The following is a 15,552-nucleotide window of genomic DNA, read 5'->3' on the forward strand; positions in this document are numbered from 1 at the left end:
TCGCCCTGGCCGGCCAGCGCTCGAAGCGGATGCCCCGCCGGCCCAGCTCCGCACCGATCGTGGGCCCGTCGTGGCTGCGCAGGACAGGCTGGGGTTCAGCCGCCGGGGTGGCAGGGTGCCGGTAGATGGCTAACAGCGTCATGGCCTCCGCGCCGCAGGAGAGCAGCCTAGAAAACCCAGCGCCGGGTCTCGTCCTGGTGGGCGTCGGCCCCGGGGATCCCGAACTGCTCACGGTGGCGGCCGTGCGGGCGATCGAAGCTGCCGCGGTGGTGGCCTATCCGGTGGCCCGGGAAGGAGCCACGGGGATGGCGGCCGCGATCGCCGCCCCCTGGATCGCCCCCCACCAGCGGCGTCTGCCGCTGGTGTTCCCGATGGTGGCGGAGGCAGAGCCGCGGCTTGCCGCCTGGCAGGCCGCCGCGGAGGCCCTGGCCGCTGAGGTGGCCGCTGGTCAGGCGGTGGTGCTGCTCTGCGAGGGGGATGTGTCGCTGTTCGCCAGCAGTTCCTACGTGCTGCTGGCCCTGCGCCAGCGCCACCCGGCCTGTCCGGTGCGGCTGGTGCCCGGTGTGGCGGCCGTCTGCGCGGCGGCGGCGGCGGCCTCCGGGGCCGGGATGCCCTGGCCGCTGGCGCTGCAGAGCGAGGGCCTCTGGATCCGCCCCACGCCCGAGGCTCCGGCCGGCCTGGAGGCCCTGCTCGCCTGCGCCGCCGCCGAGGGTTCGGTGCTCGCGCTGCTCAAGCTGGGACATCGCTGGAGCTGGGTGCGGGAGCTGCTGGCGGCGCGGGGGCTGCTCGAGGCGGCCCTGTTCGCCCGGCGGGTGGGCTGGCCCGATCAGCTGGTGGCCCCGGCTGCGGCGGTGCCGGCCGGCGAGCAGACCTACTTCTCGCTGCTGCTGATCCGCCAGGGCCGGCCGTCGGTGTTGCCGTAGGCCCGCTCCAGCAGCGCGAGCGCCTCCCCCGGCGTCGGGGCCCGCATCAGGGCATGGCGCAGCTGGGACGCGCCGGGGAAGCCCTGGCATGTCCAGCCCATGTGCTTGCGGGCGATCAGCAGGCCGTGGTCGCCCTTGGCCGCCACCAGGGCCTGGAGCTGCTCCGCGGCCAGGGCGATCCGCTCGGTCGCTCCGGGGGAGGGGGGCACGGGGCGCCCGCCCAGGGCCGCGTCGATCTGACCCACCAGCCAGGGGGCGCCCATGGTGCCGCGGCCCACCATCACCCCATCGGCGCCGGTGTGGGCCAGGCAGCGCAGGGCGTCGTCGGGGCCGTTCACATCGCCGTTGGCGATCACCGGGATCGTCAGGGCCCGCTTCACGGCGGCGATGGTGTCCCAGTCGGCCCGGCCCCGGAACCCCTGCTCGCGGGTGCGGCCGTGCAGGGTGAGCAGCTGGGCGCCGGCGGCCTCCAGCCGGCGGCACCAGGCCACGGCGGTGGCCTGAAGATCCCGGTTGCCCTCCCCGCCGCCCTGTCCGCCGCCCTGACCGCCGCACCAGCCCAGGCGGGTCTTCACCGTGACCGGAAGGCTCACGGCCGCCGCCACCGCCTCCACGATGCGGCCGGCCAGATCGGGGTCGCGGATCAGGCCGCTGCCGCCGCCCTTGCGGGCGATCTTCTTCACCGGGCAGCCCATGTTGATGTCGATCAGGAAGGCGCCGGCGGCCTCGGCGCGGCGGGCGGCGTCGGCCATGGCGGCGGGGCGGTGGTCGAACAGCTGCACGCCGATCGGCCCGCTCTCGCTGCCCAGCTCCTCCACCTTCTGCAGGCCGTGGCCCAGCTCCAGGCTGGTGGCGTTCACCATCTCGGTGAACAGCAGGGCATCGGGGGCCCAGCGCCGCACCAGGCCCCGGAAGATGCGGTCGCTCACCCCCGCCAGCGGCGACTGGAGCACGCGGCACCGCAGTGAACGCGGTGTGCCGTTGCCGGACAGCTCGATGCAGGGGGTCAGCATGGATCCATTCTCGTCGTGGACTCCAGGCCCGCCCCACCCGATGGAAGCCGCCCCCGCCCCCGCACCCTGGCCCCTCAGCCGTGCCCTGCTGGAGGCGGTGCTGGCCGATCGCGTCAGCGACCGTTTCGTGTGTGAGCTGATCTGGCCGCGCCTGGGCTATGGGCCGGACGGCGCCGGCACCTGGAGCGCCGGCCCGGCCACGGATGCCGCCTGGCGGGAGTCCTTCCCGACCGAACCGCAGGTCATCGCCGAACGCCCGGCCAGCGTGCGGCTCACCCGCTCGATCGCCCGCGAGCACAAGCAGCTGCTGAAGGAGCAGCTCGGCTTCGGCGGCTACCGCATCGGCGAGCTCTACCCACGCCGCACCCGCCGTGCCACTGCCGTGAACTGGTTGCTGGCCGACCTGGCCCGGCGGGGCGAACCGTTGCCGGCCACGGGCCCCCTGCCGCCGCTGCTGGCCGCACCCGCCGATCCGGTCGCCGGTCACCCCGGTGACCGGCCGATCGCCTGAAGGCCTCTCTGTAGGGTCAGGACACGACAGTCGTTGCGATAAGACGTTTGGCCTTACCGGTCGTCGCCATCATCGGCCGCCCCAACGTGGGCAAATCCACCCTGGTCAATCGTCTGTGCCGCAGCCGCGAGGCGATCGTGCACGACGAGCCCGGCGTGACCCGCGACCGCACCTACCAGGAGGGCTTCTGGGGCGATCGCACCTTCCGGGTGGTGGACACCGGCGGCCTGGTGTTCGACGACGACAGTGAATTCCTGCCGGAGATCCGCGAGCAGGCCAACCTCGCCCTGGCCGAGGCCTCGGTGGCCCTGGTGATCGTGGACGGCCAGCAGGGCTGCACCGCCGCCGACGAGGCGATCGCCACCTGGCTGCGCGGCCAGAACGTGCCGGTGCTGCTGGCGGTGAACAAGTGCGAGTCCCCCGAGGCGGGGCTGGCCATGGCGGCGGAGTTCTGGGGGCTGGGGCTGGGGGAGCCCCATCCGATCTCGGCCATCCACGGCGCCGGCACCGGCGATCTGCTCGATGAGGTGATCAGCCATCTGCCGCCCAGCCAGGAGGAGGAGGGGGAGGAGCCGATCCAGCTGGCGATCATCGGCCGCCCCAACGTGGGCAAGTCGAGCCTGCTCAACGCCATCTGCGGCGAGAATCGGGCGATCGTGAGCCCGATCCGCGGCACCACCCGCGACACGATCGACACCACGATCGAGCGCGAGGGCCAGACCTGGAAGATCCTCGACACCGCCGGCATCCGCCGCCGCCGCTCGGTGAACTACGGCCCGGAATACTTCGGCATCAACCGCAGCTTCAAGGCGATCGAGCGCAGCGACGTGTGCGTGCTGGTGATCGATGCCCTCGACGGCGTCACGGAGCAGGATCAGCGGCTGGCCGGCCGCATCGAGGAGGACGGGCGCGCCTGTGTGGTGGTGGTGAACAAATGGGATGCCATCGAGAAGGACAGCCACACCATGCCGGCCATGGAGCGGGAGCTGCGCGCCAAGCTCTACTTCCTCGACTGGGCCCCGATGCTGTTCACCTCGGCCCTGAGCGGTCAGCGCGTGCAGGCGATCTTCCCGCTCGCCCTGCTGGCGGTGGAGCAGCACCGCCGCCGGGTCACCACCTCGGTGGTGAACGAGGTGCTCACCGAGGCCCTCAGCTGGCGCACCCCGCCCACCAGCCGAGGCGGCCGCCAGGGCCGCCTGTACTACGGCACCCAGGTGGCGGTGCGTCCCCCCAGTTTCACCCTGTTCGTGAATGATCCCAAGCTCTTCGGCGACACCTACCGGCGCTACGTGGAGCGCCAGATCCGCGAGGGTCTTGGGTTCGAGGGCACGCCGATCAAGCTCTTCTGGCGTGGCAAGCAGCAGCGCGATGCCGAGCGGGACCTCACCCGCCAGCAGAATCGCAGCCGCTGAGGCGAGGGCCTGATGCCGCGGCTCTGCACCGGCACGTACCCCGGAGGCCGCTGACGTGGATGTGCTGCGCCAGATGCCGATCGGCCAGTTCGTGGCCGCTGACCCCGAGGGGGCGGCCGGCGGGCGGAGCAGCTGGCTGCGGGGGCTGGATCCGCGGCTCAAGCTCGCCTGGACCGTGGTCTTCCTGGTGACCCCGATTCTGGCCGGGCCGATCTGGCGGCTGTCGCTGGTGGGTCTGCTGCTGGGGATCACCGCCGTCAGCGGTCTGCCCTGGCGGCTGTGGCGCCGCAGCCTTCCGGTGCTGCTCGCCCTGGCCCTGCTGGTGGGGGGGCTGGCGGCCTTCCTGCCGGCGGGCGATGGGCCCAGGGCTCCGCTGCAGCGCCCCCCCGCCGAGGTGCGGCTGCAGGGGGGCTCCCCCCTGGACCCTCCCGCCGAACGGGCCGGCCTGGCCTGGCGGGTCGTCGCCTGGGGGCCGCTGCAGCTGGGCCCCGTCGCGCTCGGCCCGATGGTGATCAGCCGCCGCTCCGCCGAACTCGGCCTCAACGGCGCCACCCTGCTGTTCACCCTGGTGCACAGCGCCAACCTGCTGCTGCTGAGCACCCCACCGGAGGAGCTGGTGTGGTCGCTGAGCTGGCTGCTGGCTCCCCTGGCCCGGCTGGGCTGGCCGGTGGAGCGGCTCGGCTTCACCCTGCTGCTCGCGTTGCGGTTCCTGCCGCTGGTTCAGGAGGAGCTGCAGAATCTGCTGCGGGCGGTCGCCACCCGGGCGGTGAACCTGCGCAGCCTGGGCTGGCGGGCTTCGCTGGGGCTTGTGCTGGTGCTGGGGGAGCGGCTGCTGGCCAATCTGCTGCTGCGGGCGGAGCAGGGGGCCGAGGCGCTGCTGGCGCGCGGCGGGACCTGGCTTCCACCCGACCAGTTGCACCGACTGCCCCCCCCCCGCTGGCTCAGCAATGGGGTGGCGGGTGTGGGGTTGGTGATCGTGTTGGGTCTCCGTTGGAAAGTCGGTGCCCTTTAATACTGCGCAGATCCCAGGGCTGAGTGACCAGCGAGCGCTACCTCAACCATCCCACCTTCGGGATGCTCTACCGGGTCGCTCCTGTGGCCGACGGTCGGGACCTCTACGCCACGCTGTATGCCCAGCGCATCTTCTTCGTGGTGACCCTGCAGCCCCGGGGAGCCAGCTTCGAGGTGGTCCCGCTGATGGATGCCCGCCACTACGCCGAGCAGAATCTGGCCCGCGTGCGGCGGGACGGGCCGGAGGCCCATGCCCAATGGCGACAGCTGTTTGACCAGACCTTCATCTGATCCCAGCGCGGCGGCTGATCCCGGCACGGCGGCCCCCACCATCGCCACCCGGCTGGCGGCGATCCGCAGCCAGCTGCCTTCAACCTGCAGGCTGCTGGCGGTGAGCAAGGGCCAGCCCACAGCCGCCCTGCGGGCCGCGGTGGCGGCGGGTCAGCGCAGTTTCGGGGAGAGTCGGCTGCAGGAGGCGGCAGCCAAGCAGGACGACCTGGCCGACCTGGCTCCCCTCGACTGGCACTTCATCGGCCGGCTGCAGGCGAACAAGGCCCGGGGGGTGCTGCGGCGCTTCGACACCATCCACTCGGTGGACAGCCTGGCCCTGGCCGAGCGGCTGGCCCGGATCGCCGCCGAGGAGGGCCTGAGCCCGGCGGTGCTGATGCAGGTGAAGCTGCGGCCGGATCCGACCAAGACCGGGCTGGAGCCGGAGGCGCTGCGGGCCTGCTGGGAGAGGCTCTCCGGCCTGGCGCCTCTGCGGCTGGTGGGGCTGATGACCATGGCGCCCCTGGGGCTGGAGCCGGACGCGCGCAGGGCGCTGTTCGCCGACTGTGACGCCCTGGCCGCCGAGCTGGGGTTGCCCGAGCGGTCGATGGGGATGAGCGGTGACTGGCCCGAGGCCGTGGCCGCCGGCAGCACCTGGGTGCGGATCGGCAGTGCCCTGTTTGGTGACCGGCCGTCCCAGAATCTTGCGATCCCTGACGTGGGACGCTATTCAGGATGAAAGCATCCTCCGAGGTTCGCTCCGTGTCGTTGTTCTCCCGCCTTCGTGCCGTCGTCTCCGGCGATGACTACCTCGATGGCGACTACGACGAGGACCTCGACTACGACGGTGGCGATCTCCCCGAGAGCGCCACGCCCCACAGGCCCAGTGCCTCGAGTGCCCTGGCGCTGACCTCGGATTTCGCCATCGACGATCCCTTCGCCGGCACCAATGTGATCGGCATGCCCGGGCTCACCCCCTCGGCGGCGGAGGTGACGCTGATGGAGCCCCGCAGCTTCGATGAGATGCCCCGGGCGATCCAGGCCCTGCGGGAGCGCAAGACCGTGATCCTCAACCTCACGATGATGGAGCCGGATCAGGCCCAGCGCGCCGTGGATTTCGTGGCCGGGGGGACCTTCGCCATCGACGGCCACCAGGAGCGCGTCGGGGAGAGCATCTTCCTGTTCGCTCCGAGCTGTGTGACGGTCACCACCGCCTCCAGTGACGAGGTCTCCTCCCCCACCACCGTGGCCCGGGACCTGCCCCATGAGCAGGAAGCGGCCCCCAGCCCTGCCTGGGGCCGCCAGGAGACCGCGATCTGAGCGGCGCTGAGGAGCTGGTGCCGCTGTGACCGGTTCCGCTTCAGGGTCGCGGCTGGGGGTGGTCGGCCTCGGCCGCATGGCCCTGGCCCTGCTGCTGCCCCTGATCGAGGCTGGGCTGGTGCCGTCGGCGGGGGTGTCGGCCGTGGTGGCAAGCCGGGCCTCGGCCGAGCGGCTCGCCCAGGCCCATGGGCTGCAGGTGGGCACGGATCCGGCGACGGCCTGGGCGGCCCCGGTGGTGCTGCTGGCCGTCAAGCCCCAGCAGCTCGAGGCCGCCGCCGCGGCCGCCCCGGCCGGAGGCTCCGGTCTGTTGATCTCCGTGCTGGCGGGGGTGACCCTCGAGCGGCTGCAGGGGCTCTTCCCTGGCTGGCGCTGCGTCCGGGCGGTGCCGAACACCCCCTCTTTAGTGCGCTGTGGCCTGACCGGCCTGGCCCTGGCGCCGGACGTCAGGACCGAGGAGGGCGCCTGGGTGCGGCGCCTGTTCGACCAGGTGGGGGAGGTCCATGAACTGCCGGAAACCCAGCTGGACGCCTTCCTGGCGCTCACCTCCTCCGGTCCGGGTTTCGTGGCCCTGCTGGCGGAAGCGCTGGCCGATGGCGCCGTGGCGGCGGGTCTGCCCCGCCAGCTGGCCCATCACCTGACCCATCGCACCCTGGCCGGCACGGCGGCCCTGCTCGAGGCGAAGGCGCTGCATCCGGGCCAGCTCAAGGACATGGTGAGCTCGCCGGCCGGCACCACGATGGCCGGCCTGCGCCAGCTGGAGCGTGCCGGGGTGCGTTCGGCCCTGATCGAGGCGGTCGTGGCCGCTGCCGAGCGCAGCCGCGAACTGGCCTGAGCAAGCCCCCCTGAGCCCCCTAGCGAGGGCTGGTCCCATCGAGGCCGGTTCCCTCCTCGCCGGCCGGGCGATCCTGACGCTTCTCCCCCAGGCGTGGTTCGGTGCCGGCCAGCAGGCGGCCGAGGTTGCTGCGATGGCGCCAGATCACCAGGAGGCTGGTGAGCAGCGCCAGCACCAGGTAGGGCCAGCGCAGCCCCATCGCCTGCTGCTGGAACCACCCCAGCATCAGCAGGGGCAGGGCCACGGCCGCCACCACGCTGGAGAACGAGACGATCCGGCTGAGGCTCAGCACCGCCAGGAAGATGCCGAAGCAGGCCAGACCCACGGGCCAGGTCAGACCGAGCAGCATCCCCAGCGCCGTGGCCACCGCCTTGCCACCCCGCCAGCCCAGCCACACCGGCCAGATGTGGCCCGCCAGGGCCGCCAGGCCCGTCGCCACCACCACGCTGTCGATCATCCAGCCGTCGGGGCCCAGGGGGGCGCCCAGGGGTTCCAGCAGCAGCTTGGCCAGCACCACGGCGGCGGTGCCCTTCAGCACGTCGACCAGGAAGACGACCAGGGCCGCTCCCTTCCCCACCACCCGCAGCACGTTGGTGGCGCCGGTGGAGCCCGAGCCCTCGCGGCGGATGTCCAGGCCCTTCAGCCAGCGGCCGGCCAGGTAACCGCTGGGAATGGAACCGAGCAGGTAACCCGCGAGCAGCAGCGGCAGGGTGAGCGGATCGGGCATGGTGGCGGGGTGGCGGAGGGGGACGCCGGCGGGGGCGTCAGTCGAGCGCGTCAGTAGAGCTCGTCGTCGGTGACCAGCTCGCCAGGCCCCGGGGCGAAGGCGAGCCAGAGCGGGAACTGCAGGATCGGGATGTCCACCACCTGCTCGGCGGCATCTATCACGATGAAGGGCAGCTCGCCACGCTCCTCCAGGCGGTCGGCCCGCTCGATCAGCGCGTCGGGGCGTTCAAACAGCACGATGCCGCTGGTGGGGCCGAAGTCCTCGCGGTCAAGGCCGAGGCAGTCCTGCAGGCCGCGGCGCCATTCCCCCAGCCGTTCCGGCTGGCCGGCCAGCACCAGCGTCTGGAAGCGGTCGCCATAGAGCTCCCCGAGGATGGCGATGGCCCCGGCGGTCATCAGGGCGTTGCGGCTGCGGCTGCCGCTGCTGGGCTGGGCGCCCCGTCCGCCCTGGTCGAGGAACCAGTTCTCCAGACTGAGCGCTCCCTCTGGTTCCAGCGTGCGGCGCAGTTTCCAGGGGTCGGCGTAGAAATCGGGCTGGCCCTGGAACGCCGTCAGCTGCTCGCGGATCAGGGACGCATCCGCACCGAACTGCCCCGCTGCCGGCACCACCGGCGGCGGCACGGACTCCGCTTCGGCAGCGCGGGCGGTGTCGAGCACGGAGGGTTGCACCAGCACCTGCTGGGGCACCAGCTCCACCTGCTCGGCCGCCACGGCGAGATCCTGCAGCGCCCCCACCAGGTAATCCTGAAACCCCTTCAGTCGCCGGGCCACGGCGTCGGCCTGGCCCGAGAAACTGCTGCTGATCTCGCGGCTGATCTGCTCGCGGCGGGCCTCGAGTTCACGGATCTCCTGGGTCAGCGCGTCGCGGCGCTGGCCCAGCTCCTGCAGGGCCAGTTCCTGCCAGGCCGGCATGGGCTCGGTCGCCTCAGCGGCAACCACGGGGGCCGGTGTGGGGGTGGGCTCGGCGGTCGGCTCGTCAGGCATCGGGCGCGGTGAGGTGACGCAGGTGCTGGTCCAGCTGGTGACGGAGGGTGGTGGCATCGAACAGCACCGGCAGCAGGTGGATGCTGCGCTGTTCACGGAAATAGAAGAGCACCGGCAGGCCAGGCCAGAACAGTTTCCATCCCAGCCAGGCGCTGTAGGGGAAGCGGCGCAGCTCCGTGGCCTGTCGCCACACCACCAGCCCGTCGGCCGTGAACTCCAGCCGCAGCAGCGCGGTCTGGAGGGCCAGGAACAGGCCGATCAGGCCCAGGCCCAGGGCCAGCCAGGGGGCACCTCCCCAGACGGGGAGCAGGCCCAGGCAGGCCAGAGCCAGCACCAGGGTGCCCAGCGCCACGCCGTAGTGGGGCGTGAGGCGCACGCCCGCAGCATCGGAGGGGGGTGTCATCGGGTCCATCAACCGAACAGCACTTTGGTCAGGAGGGCGTCCATCAGGGCCACCGTCACCAGGATCATCACCACGGCGCCGGTGGTGCTGGTGCCCACCTCCTTCGGGCCGCCGCGGGTGGTGAGGCCCCAGCCGCAGGCCAGCACGGCGATCTGCAGACCGAACACCAGCGCCTTGATCAGCATGAAGGGCACGTCCTCGGGGTCCATCCAGGTCCGCACCGAGGTCCAGAACACGCTGGGGGGGATGTTGTACAGCCAGGTGCTGCTCACCTGGCCCGACCAGATCCCCACCGCGAAGAACAGCAGGCACTGAACCGGTGCCATCACCACCATGGCCAGCACCCGGGGCACCACCAGGTACTCCACCGGATCGGTGCGCAGCATGGTGATGGCGTCGATCTGTTCGGTCACCTTCATGGTGCCCAGCTGGGCTGCATAGGCGGTGGCCACCTTGCCGGTGAGCAGCGTGGCCGTGAGCAGGGGGGCGATCTCGCGGGCCAGGCCCAGGGCCAGCAGCCCCCCGACGGCGGCGTTGGCGCCCTGCTTGGAGAGCTCCTCCACCACCTGGATGTTGAACACGGTGCCGGCGGCGAGGGCCGTGATCAGCACGATCAGAAAGCTGGCGGGGCCCGCTTCCAGCAGCTCCTGCATGAGGTCGTTCAGGCCGATCCGCCCCCGGACGATGGCGCTCACGGCCTGGCCACCGATCATGCAGCTGGCACCGAGCCGCCGGATGCAGCGGGGGGTTTTCAGGGGCAGTCGGTTCAGCCTCGAGAGGACGCTCATGGCTGCTGCACCCTGCGGATGGGCCAGCGTCGCATCACCACCAGCCCGAGCACGACCAGCAGGGCCGGGATCAACCCCATGCACAGCCGGATCGTCACCAGCGCACTGGCGGGCTGGGCCGCGTTGGGCAGGGCTTCGCTGTAGCCGCTTGCGGTGAGCAGGACGCCGAGCAGGGTGATGACCAGACTGATGCAGACCTTCTGGGCCAGCACCATCCAGGCGCTGTACTGGCCAGCGGGTTTTTCCGGATCGGCATCGATGGCATCGGGCAGGAGCGACCAGGGAATCAGATAGGCCGTGGAGGCGCCGATGCCGGCGATCACGATGGTGCCGAGCAGCAGCAGCAACCGGATGGCATTCCCCGGCCAGGCGAAGGCCCCGAGCGTGTTGTCCAGGGGCTGGAGCAGCATCACGACCAGGCAGGAGGCGATCCAGAGACCGCCGCCATAGCGCAGGGCGGCCAGGCGGCCGCTGCGGTGGGACACCGCGGTCCACAGCCAGAGGCCCCCCAGTGAACTCACCAGGAACGGCAGCAGGATCAACTTGCTGAGGCTTTCGGGCACCTCCATGACGACAGGGAGGAAGAACAGCGACACGGCCTGCATCAGCTGCAGGGAGCACCAGAGCAGCAGATAGAGGCCGAGCACCATGCCGAAGCGCCCGTTGCGCAGCACCCGGCGCAGCAGCCGCCGCGTGGTGCCCGTCGACCGTTCGGGCCGCTGGCAGTGCCGGGCGGCGGGCACCAGTCCCCAGCCGCAGAGGAGTGCGGAGGCGGTGATGATCAGCCCGGCCATGAGACCCACCGGCAGGTAGCTGCCGGCGTCACTGAGGTCGCGCACCAGGACGCCGGCGAGCAGGGCGGCCGTCACCGTGGCGAGGATCGATCCGGTGAAGCGGGCGGTGTTCAGGCGCGTGCGGAGCGAGACGTCGGTGCTGAGCTCCGCCGCGAGGGCCGTGTAGGGGAGATTGACGCAGGTGTAGAGGCTGTTCGCCACCACCGAGATCAGCAGGAAGATGGCGAACTTGGTCCAGATGCTCTGCCAGGGGGGCAGCCACCACATCGCGGCCATGGCCGCCCCGAGCGGTGCGGCGCTCCAGAGGATCCAGGGAATCCGGGGCCCCCAGGGGCTGCTGGTCTTGTCGCTCAGCCAGCCCACGATCGGGTCGTTGATGGCATCCCAGAGCCGTCCCAGCCCGTAGGCCAGGCCGGCCAGCCAGGGGGGCAGACCGGCGGCGACATAGAACCGCAGCAGGTAGAAACCGATCAGCGAGGCCCCCATCCCCGTACCCACATCGCCCAGGCCGTAGGCCCAGAGCAGCCGTTGCCGGGCCTGGCCGCGCAGGTCTGCGGCATCACGGGTGGCCGCGCCGGCGGGAGGCGCGTCGCTTGCGGTGGGCGCCAAGGCGGCTCGGGGAGAGGGTTTCGGACGCAGGCCATAATGACGGAGCCCGAAAGGGTGTGTGAGTACATCTGTACTGCCGCGGGCGTAGTTTAGTGGTAAAACCTCAGCCTTCCAAGCTGATGATGCGGGTTCGATTCCCGCCGCCCGCTTGCCTTGAGCGCTCCACCTGACCTGATCACCGGCTTGCCTTGGGTGACCTGAGCTCCCTTTGGCGTGACCACATGGTCGCCGCCGTGCCGCTCAGCTCAGCAGTTCGCCCCCAGCGGCCCGCTGGATCGCCACGATCCCGGGCCGTGGCGGCCGTCCCGGAACCCCGGAGGGCCAGTTGGAGCCCTGCGGCACCAGGCGCTCCTGCGTGAAGGGGGTGCCGCTGCGGTCCACCAGTGGGATGCGCTGGCTGTCGCCGGCCTTGGCCGCCCGGGTGCCGTTCACCTCGCCGGGATGCTGGACGGCCAGGAACAGCGTGTGCTGCGGGTCGTCGAAACACGGGCCGGTGAGCTCGCACTCCATGGGACCGGTGGCGAAGCAGAGGGCCTGGCCGCGGGCTGGCCCGGCCTTGGGCAGCACCCAGCAGCTGTTGTTGCCGAAGGGATCGCCGGGCGCCGGCCGGGAGGAGCGGTCGGTCACGATCCACACGTTGCCGGAGCGGTCCACCTCCAGGTTGTCGGGGTTGGCGAAGCCCAGGCCCCCCTCCCAGGGGGCGCCGCCCACGGCCACCATCCGCCAGCCGAAGCTGCCGCTTTCAGGACTGGCGTCGCTGAGGCGCATCACCCATCCGTGGGGCCAGCTGGATTCCCCAGCCGGTCCGGAGAAGATGGCGGGGTCGGCCCGGCCTTCCTTCTCTTCGCCGCCCCCGGCCGTGAAGGCGATCAGCAGGTCGCCCGTGCTGGGGTCGATCACAGTGTCTTCCGGGCGGGCGGTGGCGGTGGCGCCTGCGGCGTTGGCGGCCAGATGGGCATCGATCAGGATCGCGCCGAGCCGGGCTTCCGCTTCGCCCGGATAGAGGGCCGCCAGGGTGGCGAACCGCTCGCGGTACTCGGCCACCTCCGCATCGCTGCCCAGCGCGATGGCGCCGGGCCGGCTGCGGTCGTGGTGGGGCACCAGGGTGGGCTGGCTCAGTCCCCAGCGCCGGTAGTGGCTGGGCCGCTGCGGGTCCAGGCGGGTGCCTGGCAGCAGCGGGATCCAGCGGCCGCGGCCATCGGGGCTGAAGCGGGCCACCTCCAGGCGTCCCTGCGTGAACAGGGCGGAGTTGGATGAATCCCCGGGATCCTCGATCCGGCCGGCGCTCACGTAGCGGTAGAGGTGGCCGCCGTGCCGGTCGCAGCCGGAGTACACCACCAGGGGCTGGCCGGCCTCGGCCTTCACGGCCACCGCCTCATGGCGGAAGCGCCCCAGGGCCGTGTGCTTCACCGGTGGCCGCCGGGGCCGGCGCGGATCCACCTCCACGATCCAGCCGTACTTGTTGCCCGCCAGGCCGAAGGGATTGCCCAGGCCACGCAGCCGCCGGCCATCCCACCGGAAGGGCAGCCGGGAGGGGGCTGGGGAAGAGCCGTCGGCGAACACCTCCTCGCACACCTCGTTCTGGACGTTCTCTTCGGCGCTCAGCACCGTGCCCCAAGGGGTGGTGCCGCCGGCACAGTTGGCGAAGGTGCCGATGATCCGATCGCCGAGGCCGTCGTCGTGGCCGAGCCGCTGTGGCGCCCGGAACACGGCGGCCGCCGGTCCGCTGGCCCGCAGCAGCTGGGCGGGATCCTCCAGGCCGCTCAACCCGGTGATGCGGCGATCGAAGCGCCCGGGCTGCCGCTGCCAGCGGCCCTCGGCCCCGCGCCGCAGCCCGGCCACGCCGATGCCCAGATCCTCCAGGGCCGCGGCGGCCACCGCCCGCACCATGGCCAGCAGGGGATCACGGCCCTTCAGGGCCGTGGCGTCCACCCGGCCATCCCGATCGGCCAGGGCGACCCGCAGCGGCTCCAGGGGCAGGGCCAGGCCGCGGGCCTCGCCCAGGCCCTCGGCCCAGGGCCGCGCGCTGATGTACTCGAAGTTGACCGTGAGCAGGGCCTCGTCCGGCGCCAGCGCCAGGAAGGCCAGGTGATCGTTGTTGTAGCCGAACGTGCCGGTGCCGAGGGGATCGCCCCACACCGCCAGGAGGTCGGCCCGGTATCCCTCGGGCACCACCAGCCGGTCCACCAGGCTCACCTGGGCGTAGTGCCGGCGCTGTTCCGCCGCCGCCAGGCCATCGCCGGGCAGGGGCAGGGGCGTCGGTACGGGGCGAAAGGGCAGCTCTGGGCTCAAGCTGCCCCTCGGGCGCGGGGCCGCGTTGGCTGGGCGCCTGGACCGGGCCACCGCCTGGGCTGCGCTGCCCGTGCCGATTCCGAGCAGCATGAGCAGGGAGCGGCGGTTCATGGCTGGTGGGCGCAGGTGGGGGAGCGCCGCGGCTGAAGCAGGGCCAGATGGTTGGCCTGCAGCGGATTGAAGTTGTCGTCGCTGGCCAGCAGCAGCTGGGGTGGCAGGCCAGGGCCCCGCTGCCGCCAGGCCATCGCCTCCCAGTTGTCCGGCGGCAGGCCCCTGGCGGGCAGATCCCAGCTCGCCAGGGGCTCGAGGGGCGGGTCGGCCGCGGAAACCTCCCCTGGCATGGGCCGTGACGTGGGAAGTGGCATGGGCCGTGGCATGGGGAAGAGCGCCAGCCGCACCTGCCACTGCAGCGGCGGCTCGAAGCGGCGGAAGAGGGCCAGCAGGCCCGCCGGCTCCTCCCCAGATCCCTGCGGCAGGGCCAGGAGCTCGGTGAGCCCCCAACCCTCCCCGGGCAGGCGCAGCGGGCGCAGGGACCGCCACCCTGGAGCGCCTGGCTGGCCGGGCGTGTCCGCGCCAGGCCCTGACAGGGGCAGCGCTGCCAGCCTGACCCGATCGGGCGGATCCTGCAGCAGCGGCAGCTCCGCGGCCGCCAGCAGGGCCGCTGGCCCCATGCGCCGCCCCGGCAGGGCCGGCAGCACGGTGAGGGATTCGGGTCCTCCGTTGGCCTGCAGGCCCTGGCCGGCGTTTTCCAGCCAGGCCTCCGGCAACGGCAGGGAGGCGAGCAACCGGCCATCCGCCCGGTCGAACGCCAGAAGCCTGGCCAGCCGCTCGGGCTGGCGACGGCCCTCACTCACCACCCAGGCCCGGTTGCCCCGAAGCACCAGCCCTTCGCCATCGAGGCTGGCGGGTCGATCCCGCCTTCCGCTCGCCGACACGGGCAGGGGCAGGCTGCCGGCGGGCCGCAGGGGTACCACGCCCAGCTGATCCAGGCCCTGCCAGCGCTGCAGGCGCCCTTGTGGCGCATCACTCAGTAGCCAGAGCTCGTTCTCCACCACGGCGGCGGCGGAGAAGCCGCCCTGGGGCAGACCGGCGGCATCCGCGCGGGGCAGCTGGGCCTGGGCCACCAGCTCCCAGCCGGCGCTGAGGGGACAGGGCAGGAAGGGGGTCGCCAACAACGACAGAACGGAAGGAGGACAACAAGCAAGAAGGGCGCCCCGTGTCGGGCGCCCTTGGGCCTGTTGCAGGGATCGCGCTGCCCCGGTCCTGGCCTCTGATTCATAGATAAATCCGCCGCGGTGCCGTGTCAGTACGGCAAACCCTCCTCCTTCTCGGCCGGCGGTCCCGGGGAGCCGGCGGCGGACTCAGGCCCCGCCGCTGGCGGCCAGGGAGGTGGGCAGGGAGGCGGCTTGGGTGGGGGGCAGCGGGGCCTTCACCAGCTCCGCCGCGATGGCGCCGTCGAAGGAGACACGGCCAGGACCCAGCAGCAGCAGGGCCAGGCTGCCGCCCAGGTAGAGCACCACCAGCTCGAGCACGTAGATGTTCAGCCCGGCGGTGAGGATGTGGTGGTAGGCGGCCACGCCCATCGTGCCGGCGATGGCGAGGGCCCCCAGGGGGGTGAGCAGGCCCAGGATCAGCAGCCAGCTGCCCACCACCTCCGAGAGGCCGGC

The 15,552-nt window shown here is 72.2% G+C and carries 17 protein-coding genes and 1 tRNA gene; 9 read left to right on the forward strand and 9 right to left on the reverse strand.

What is annotated here, in order from left to right; genetic code table 11:
• Window positions 1–140: 140 nt before the first annotated feature.
• Window positions 141–923, forward strand: coding sequence for an SAM-dependent methyltransferase (locus tag ACLD7X_RS13430; protein ID WP_411424159.1), 783 nt, complete (start codon window positions 141–143; stop codon window positions 921–923).
• Here the strand turns inward: ACLD7X_RS13430 and dusB are convergent.
• Window positions 872–1,936: a tRNA dihydrouridine synthase DusB gene (gene dusB, locus ACLD7X_RS13435; protein ID WP_411424160.1), complete on the reverse strand. Its 1,065-nt coding sequence runs from the start codon at window positions 1,934–1,936 to the stop codon at window positions 872–874. The genes ACLD7X_RS13430 and dusB overlap by 52 nt on opposite strands.
• 40 nt (window positions 1,937–1,976) lie before the next feature.
• Here dusB and ACLD7X_RS13440 point away from each other — a divergent pair, with 40 nt between their 5' ends.
• From ACLD7X_RS13440 to proC, 7 genes are read left to right on the forward strand one after another with little or no spacing between them, the layout of a single operon-like run.
• Window positions 1,977–2,447, forward strand: coding sequence for a DUF1823 family protein (locus ACLD7X_RS13440; RefSeq protein WP_411424161.1), 471 nt, complete (start codon window positions 1,977–1,979; stop codon window positions 2,445–2,447).
• A gap of 47 nt (window positions 2,448–2,494) precedes the next feature.
• A complete protein-coding gene (gene der, locus ACLD7X_RS13445) occupies window positions 2,495–3,859 on the forward strand; it encodes a ribosome biogenesis GTPase Der (RefSeq protein ID WP_411424162.1) in 1,365 nt (454 codons plus the stop codon).
• Between the two features lie 55 nt (window positions 3,860–3,914).
• On the forward strand, window positions 3,915–4,871 hold the full coding sequence (locus ACLD7X_RS13450; protein ID WP_411424163.1) for a CbiQ family ECF transporter T component: 957 nt from the start codon (window positions 3,915–3,917) through the stop codon (window positions 4,869–4,871).
• A gap of 23 nt (window positions 4,872–4,894) precedes the next feature.
• On the forward strand, window positions 4,895–5,161 hold the full coding sequence (locus tag ACLD7X_RS13455) for a PipX family protein (protein ID WP_411424164.1): 267 nt from the start codon (window positions 4,895–4,897) through the stop codon (window positions 5,159–5,161).
• Entirely contained in the window at window positions 5,142–5,876 is a 735-nt protein-coding gene (locus ACLD7X_RS13460) for a YggS family pyridoxal phosphate-dependent enzyme (RefSeq protein WP_411424165.1), read from the forward strand. The genes ACLD7X_RS13455 and ACLD7X_RS13460 overlap by 20 nt, the downstream gene beginning before the upstream one ends.
• Window positions 5,873–6,457: a cell division protein SepF gene (locus ACLD7X_RS13465; protein WP_411424166.1), complete on the forward strand. Its 585-nt coding sequence runs from the start codon at window positions 5,873–5,875 to the stop codon at window positions 6,455–6,457. Before ACLD7X_RS13460 ends, ACLD7X_RS13465 begins: the two co-directional genes overlap by 4 nt.
• Before the next feature lie 25 nt (window positions 6,458–6,482).
• Window positions 6,483–7,289 carry a pyrroline-5-carboxylate reductase gene (proC, locus tag ACLD7X_RS13470; RefSeq protein ID WP_411424167.1) on the forward strand — a complete coding sequence of 269 codons (807 nt, stop codon included), beginning with the start codon at window positions 6,483–6,485 and terminating at the stop codon, window positions 7,287–7,289.
• A gap of 19 nt (window positions 7,290–7,308) precedes the next feature.
• Here the strand turns inward: proC and plsY are convergent, their stop codons facing one another.
• The 5 genes from plsY to ACLD7X_RS13495 are packed head-to-tail and all read right to left on the reverse strand — an operon-like array spanning window position 7,309 to window position 11,593.
• A complete protein-coding gene (plsY, locus tag ACLD7X_RS13475; RefSeq protein WP_411424168.1) occupies window positions 7,309–8,016 on the reverse strand; it encodes a glycerol-3-phosphate 1-O-acyltransferase PlsY in 708 nt (235 codons plus the stop codon).
• Between the two features lie 50 nt (window positions 8,017–8,066).
• On the reverse strand, window positions 8,067–8,999 hold the full coding sequence (locus ACLD7X_RS13480; protein ID WP_412006818.1) for a DUF3086 domain-containing protein: 933 nt from the start codon (window positions 8,997–8,999) through the stop codon (window positions 8,067–8,069).
• A complete protein-coding gene (locus ACLD7X_RS13485) occupies window positions 8,992–9,402 on the reverse strand; it encodes a DUF3119 family protein (RefSeq protein ID WP_411424170.1) in 411 nt (136 codons plus the stop codon). The genes ACLD7X_RS13480 and ACLD7X_RS13485 overlap by 8 nt, the downstream gene beginning before the upstream one ends.
• 8 nt (window positions 9,403–9,410) lie before the next feature.
• Complete coding sequence (locus ACLD7X_RS13490) at window positions 9,411–10,190, reverse strand: MlaE family ABC transporter permease (protein WP_411424171.1); 780 nt, start codon at window positions 10,188–10,190, stop codon at window positions 9,411–9,413.
• A complete protein-coding gene (locus tag ACLD7X_RS13495) occupies window positions 10,187–11,593 on the reverse strand; it encodes an MFS transporter (protein ID WP_411424172.1) in 1,407 nt (468 codons plus the stop codon). Before ACLD7X_RS13495 ends, ACLD7X_RS13490 begins: the two co-directional genes overlap by 4 nt.
• 78 nt (window positions 11,594–11,671) lie before the next feature.
• On the opposite strand from ACLD7X_RS13495, the gene ACLD7X_RS13500 reads away from it, so the two are divergent.
• A tRNA-Gly gene (locus tag ACLD7X_RS13500) sits at window positions 11,672–11,742 on the forward strand.
• A 91-nt stretch (window positions 11,743–11,833) separates the two neighbouring features.
• Here ACLD7X_RS13500 and ACLD7X_RS13505 read toward each other — a convergent pair.
• From ACLD7X_RS13505 to ACLD7X_RS13515, 3 genes are all read right to left on the reverse strand, one after another.
• Window positions 11,834–13,996 carry a PhoX family protein gene (locus ACLD7X_RS13505; RefSeq protein ID WP_411424173.1) on the reverse strand — a complete coding sequence of 721 codons (2,163 nt, stop codon included), beginning with the start codon at window positions 13,994–13,996 and terminating at the stop codon, window positions 11,834–11,836.
• Window positions 13,993–15,057, reverse strand: coding sequence for an esterase-like activity of phytase family protein (locus ACLD7X_RS13510; protein WP_411424174.1), 1,065 nt, complete (start codon window positions 15,055–15,057; stop codon window positions 13,993–13,995). The genes ACLD7X_RS13505 and ACLD7X_RS13510 overlap by 4 nt, the downstream gene beginning before the upstream one ends.
• 189 nt (window positions 15,058–15,246) lie before the next feature.
• A partial coding sequence (locus ACLD7X_RS13515) for a DoxX family membrane protein (protein ID WP_411424175.1) occupies window positions 15,247–15,552 on the reverse strand: 306 nt, incomplete at its 5' end.

The sequence above is a fragment of the Aphanothece microscopica RSMan92 genome, from assembly GCF_046613545.2.
Lineage (GTDB): Bacteria > Cyanobacteriota > Cyanobacteriia > PCC-6307 > Cyanobiaceae > NIES-981.

What these genes read in the sequence shown, in the direction of transcription:
- ACLD7X_RS13430 (WP_411424159.1), top strand. Translation starts at nt 141, where the DNA reads ATGGCCTCCGCGCCGCAGGAGAGCAGCCTAGAAAACCCAGCGCCGGGT.
- dusB (WP_411424160.1), bottom strand. Translation starts at nt 1,936, where the DNA reads ATGCTGACCCCCTGCATCGAGCTGTCCGGCAACGGCACACCGCGTTCA.
- ACLD7X_RS13440 (WP_411424161.1), top strand. Translation starts at nt 1,977, where the DNA reads ATGGAAGCCGCCCCCGCCCCCGCACCCTGGCCCCTCAGCCGTGCCCTG.
- ACLD7X_RS13465 (WP_411424166.1), top strand. Translation starts at nt 5,873, where the DNA reads ATGAAAGCATCCTCCGAGGTTCGCTCCGTGTCGTTGTTCTCCCGCCTT.
- plsY (WP_411424168.1), bottom strand. Translation starts at nt 8,016, where the DNA reads ATGCCCGATCCGCTCACCCTGCCGCTGCTGCTCGCGGGTTACCTGCTC.
- ACLD7X_RS13480 (WP_412006818.1), bottom strand. Translation starts at nt 8,999, where the DNA reads ATGCCTGACGAGCCGACCGCCGAGCCCACCCCCACACCGGCCCCCGTG.
- ACLD7X_RS13485 (WP_411424170.1), bottom strand. Translation starts at nt 9,402, where the DNA reads ATGACACCCCCCTCCGATGCTGCGGGCGTGCGCCTCACGCCCCACTAC.
- ACLD7X_RS13490 (WP_411424171.1), bottom strand. Translation starts at nt 10,190, where the DNA reads ATGAGCGTCCTCTCGAGGCTGAACCGACTGCCCCTGAAAACCCCCCGC.
- ACLD7X_RS13505 (WP_411424173.1), bottom strand. Translation starts at nt 13,996, where the DNA reads ATGAACCGCCGCTCCCTGCTCATGCTGCTCGGAATCGGCACGGGCAGC.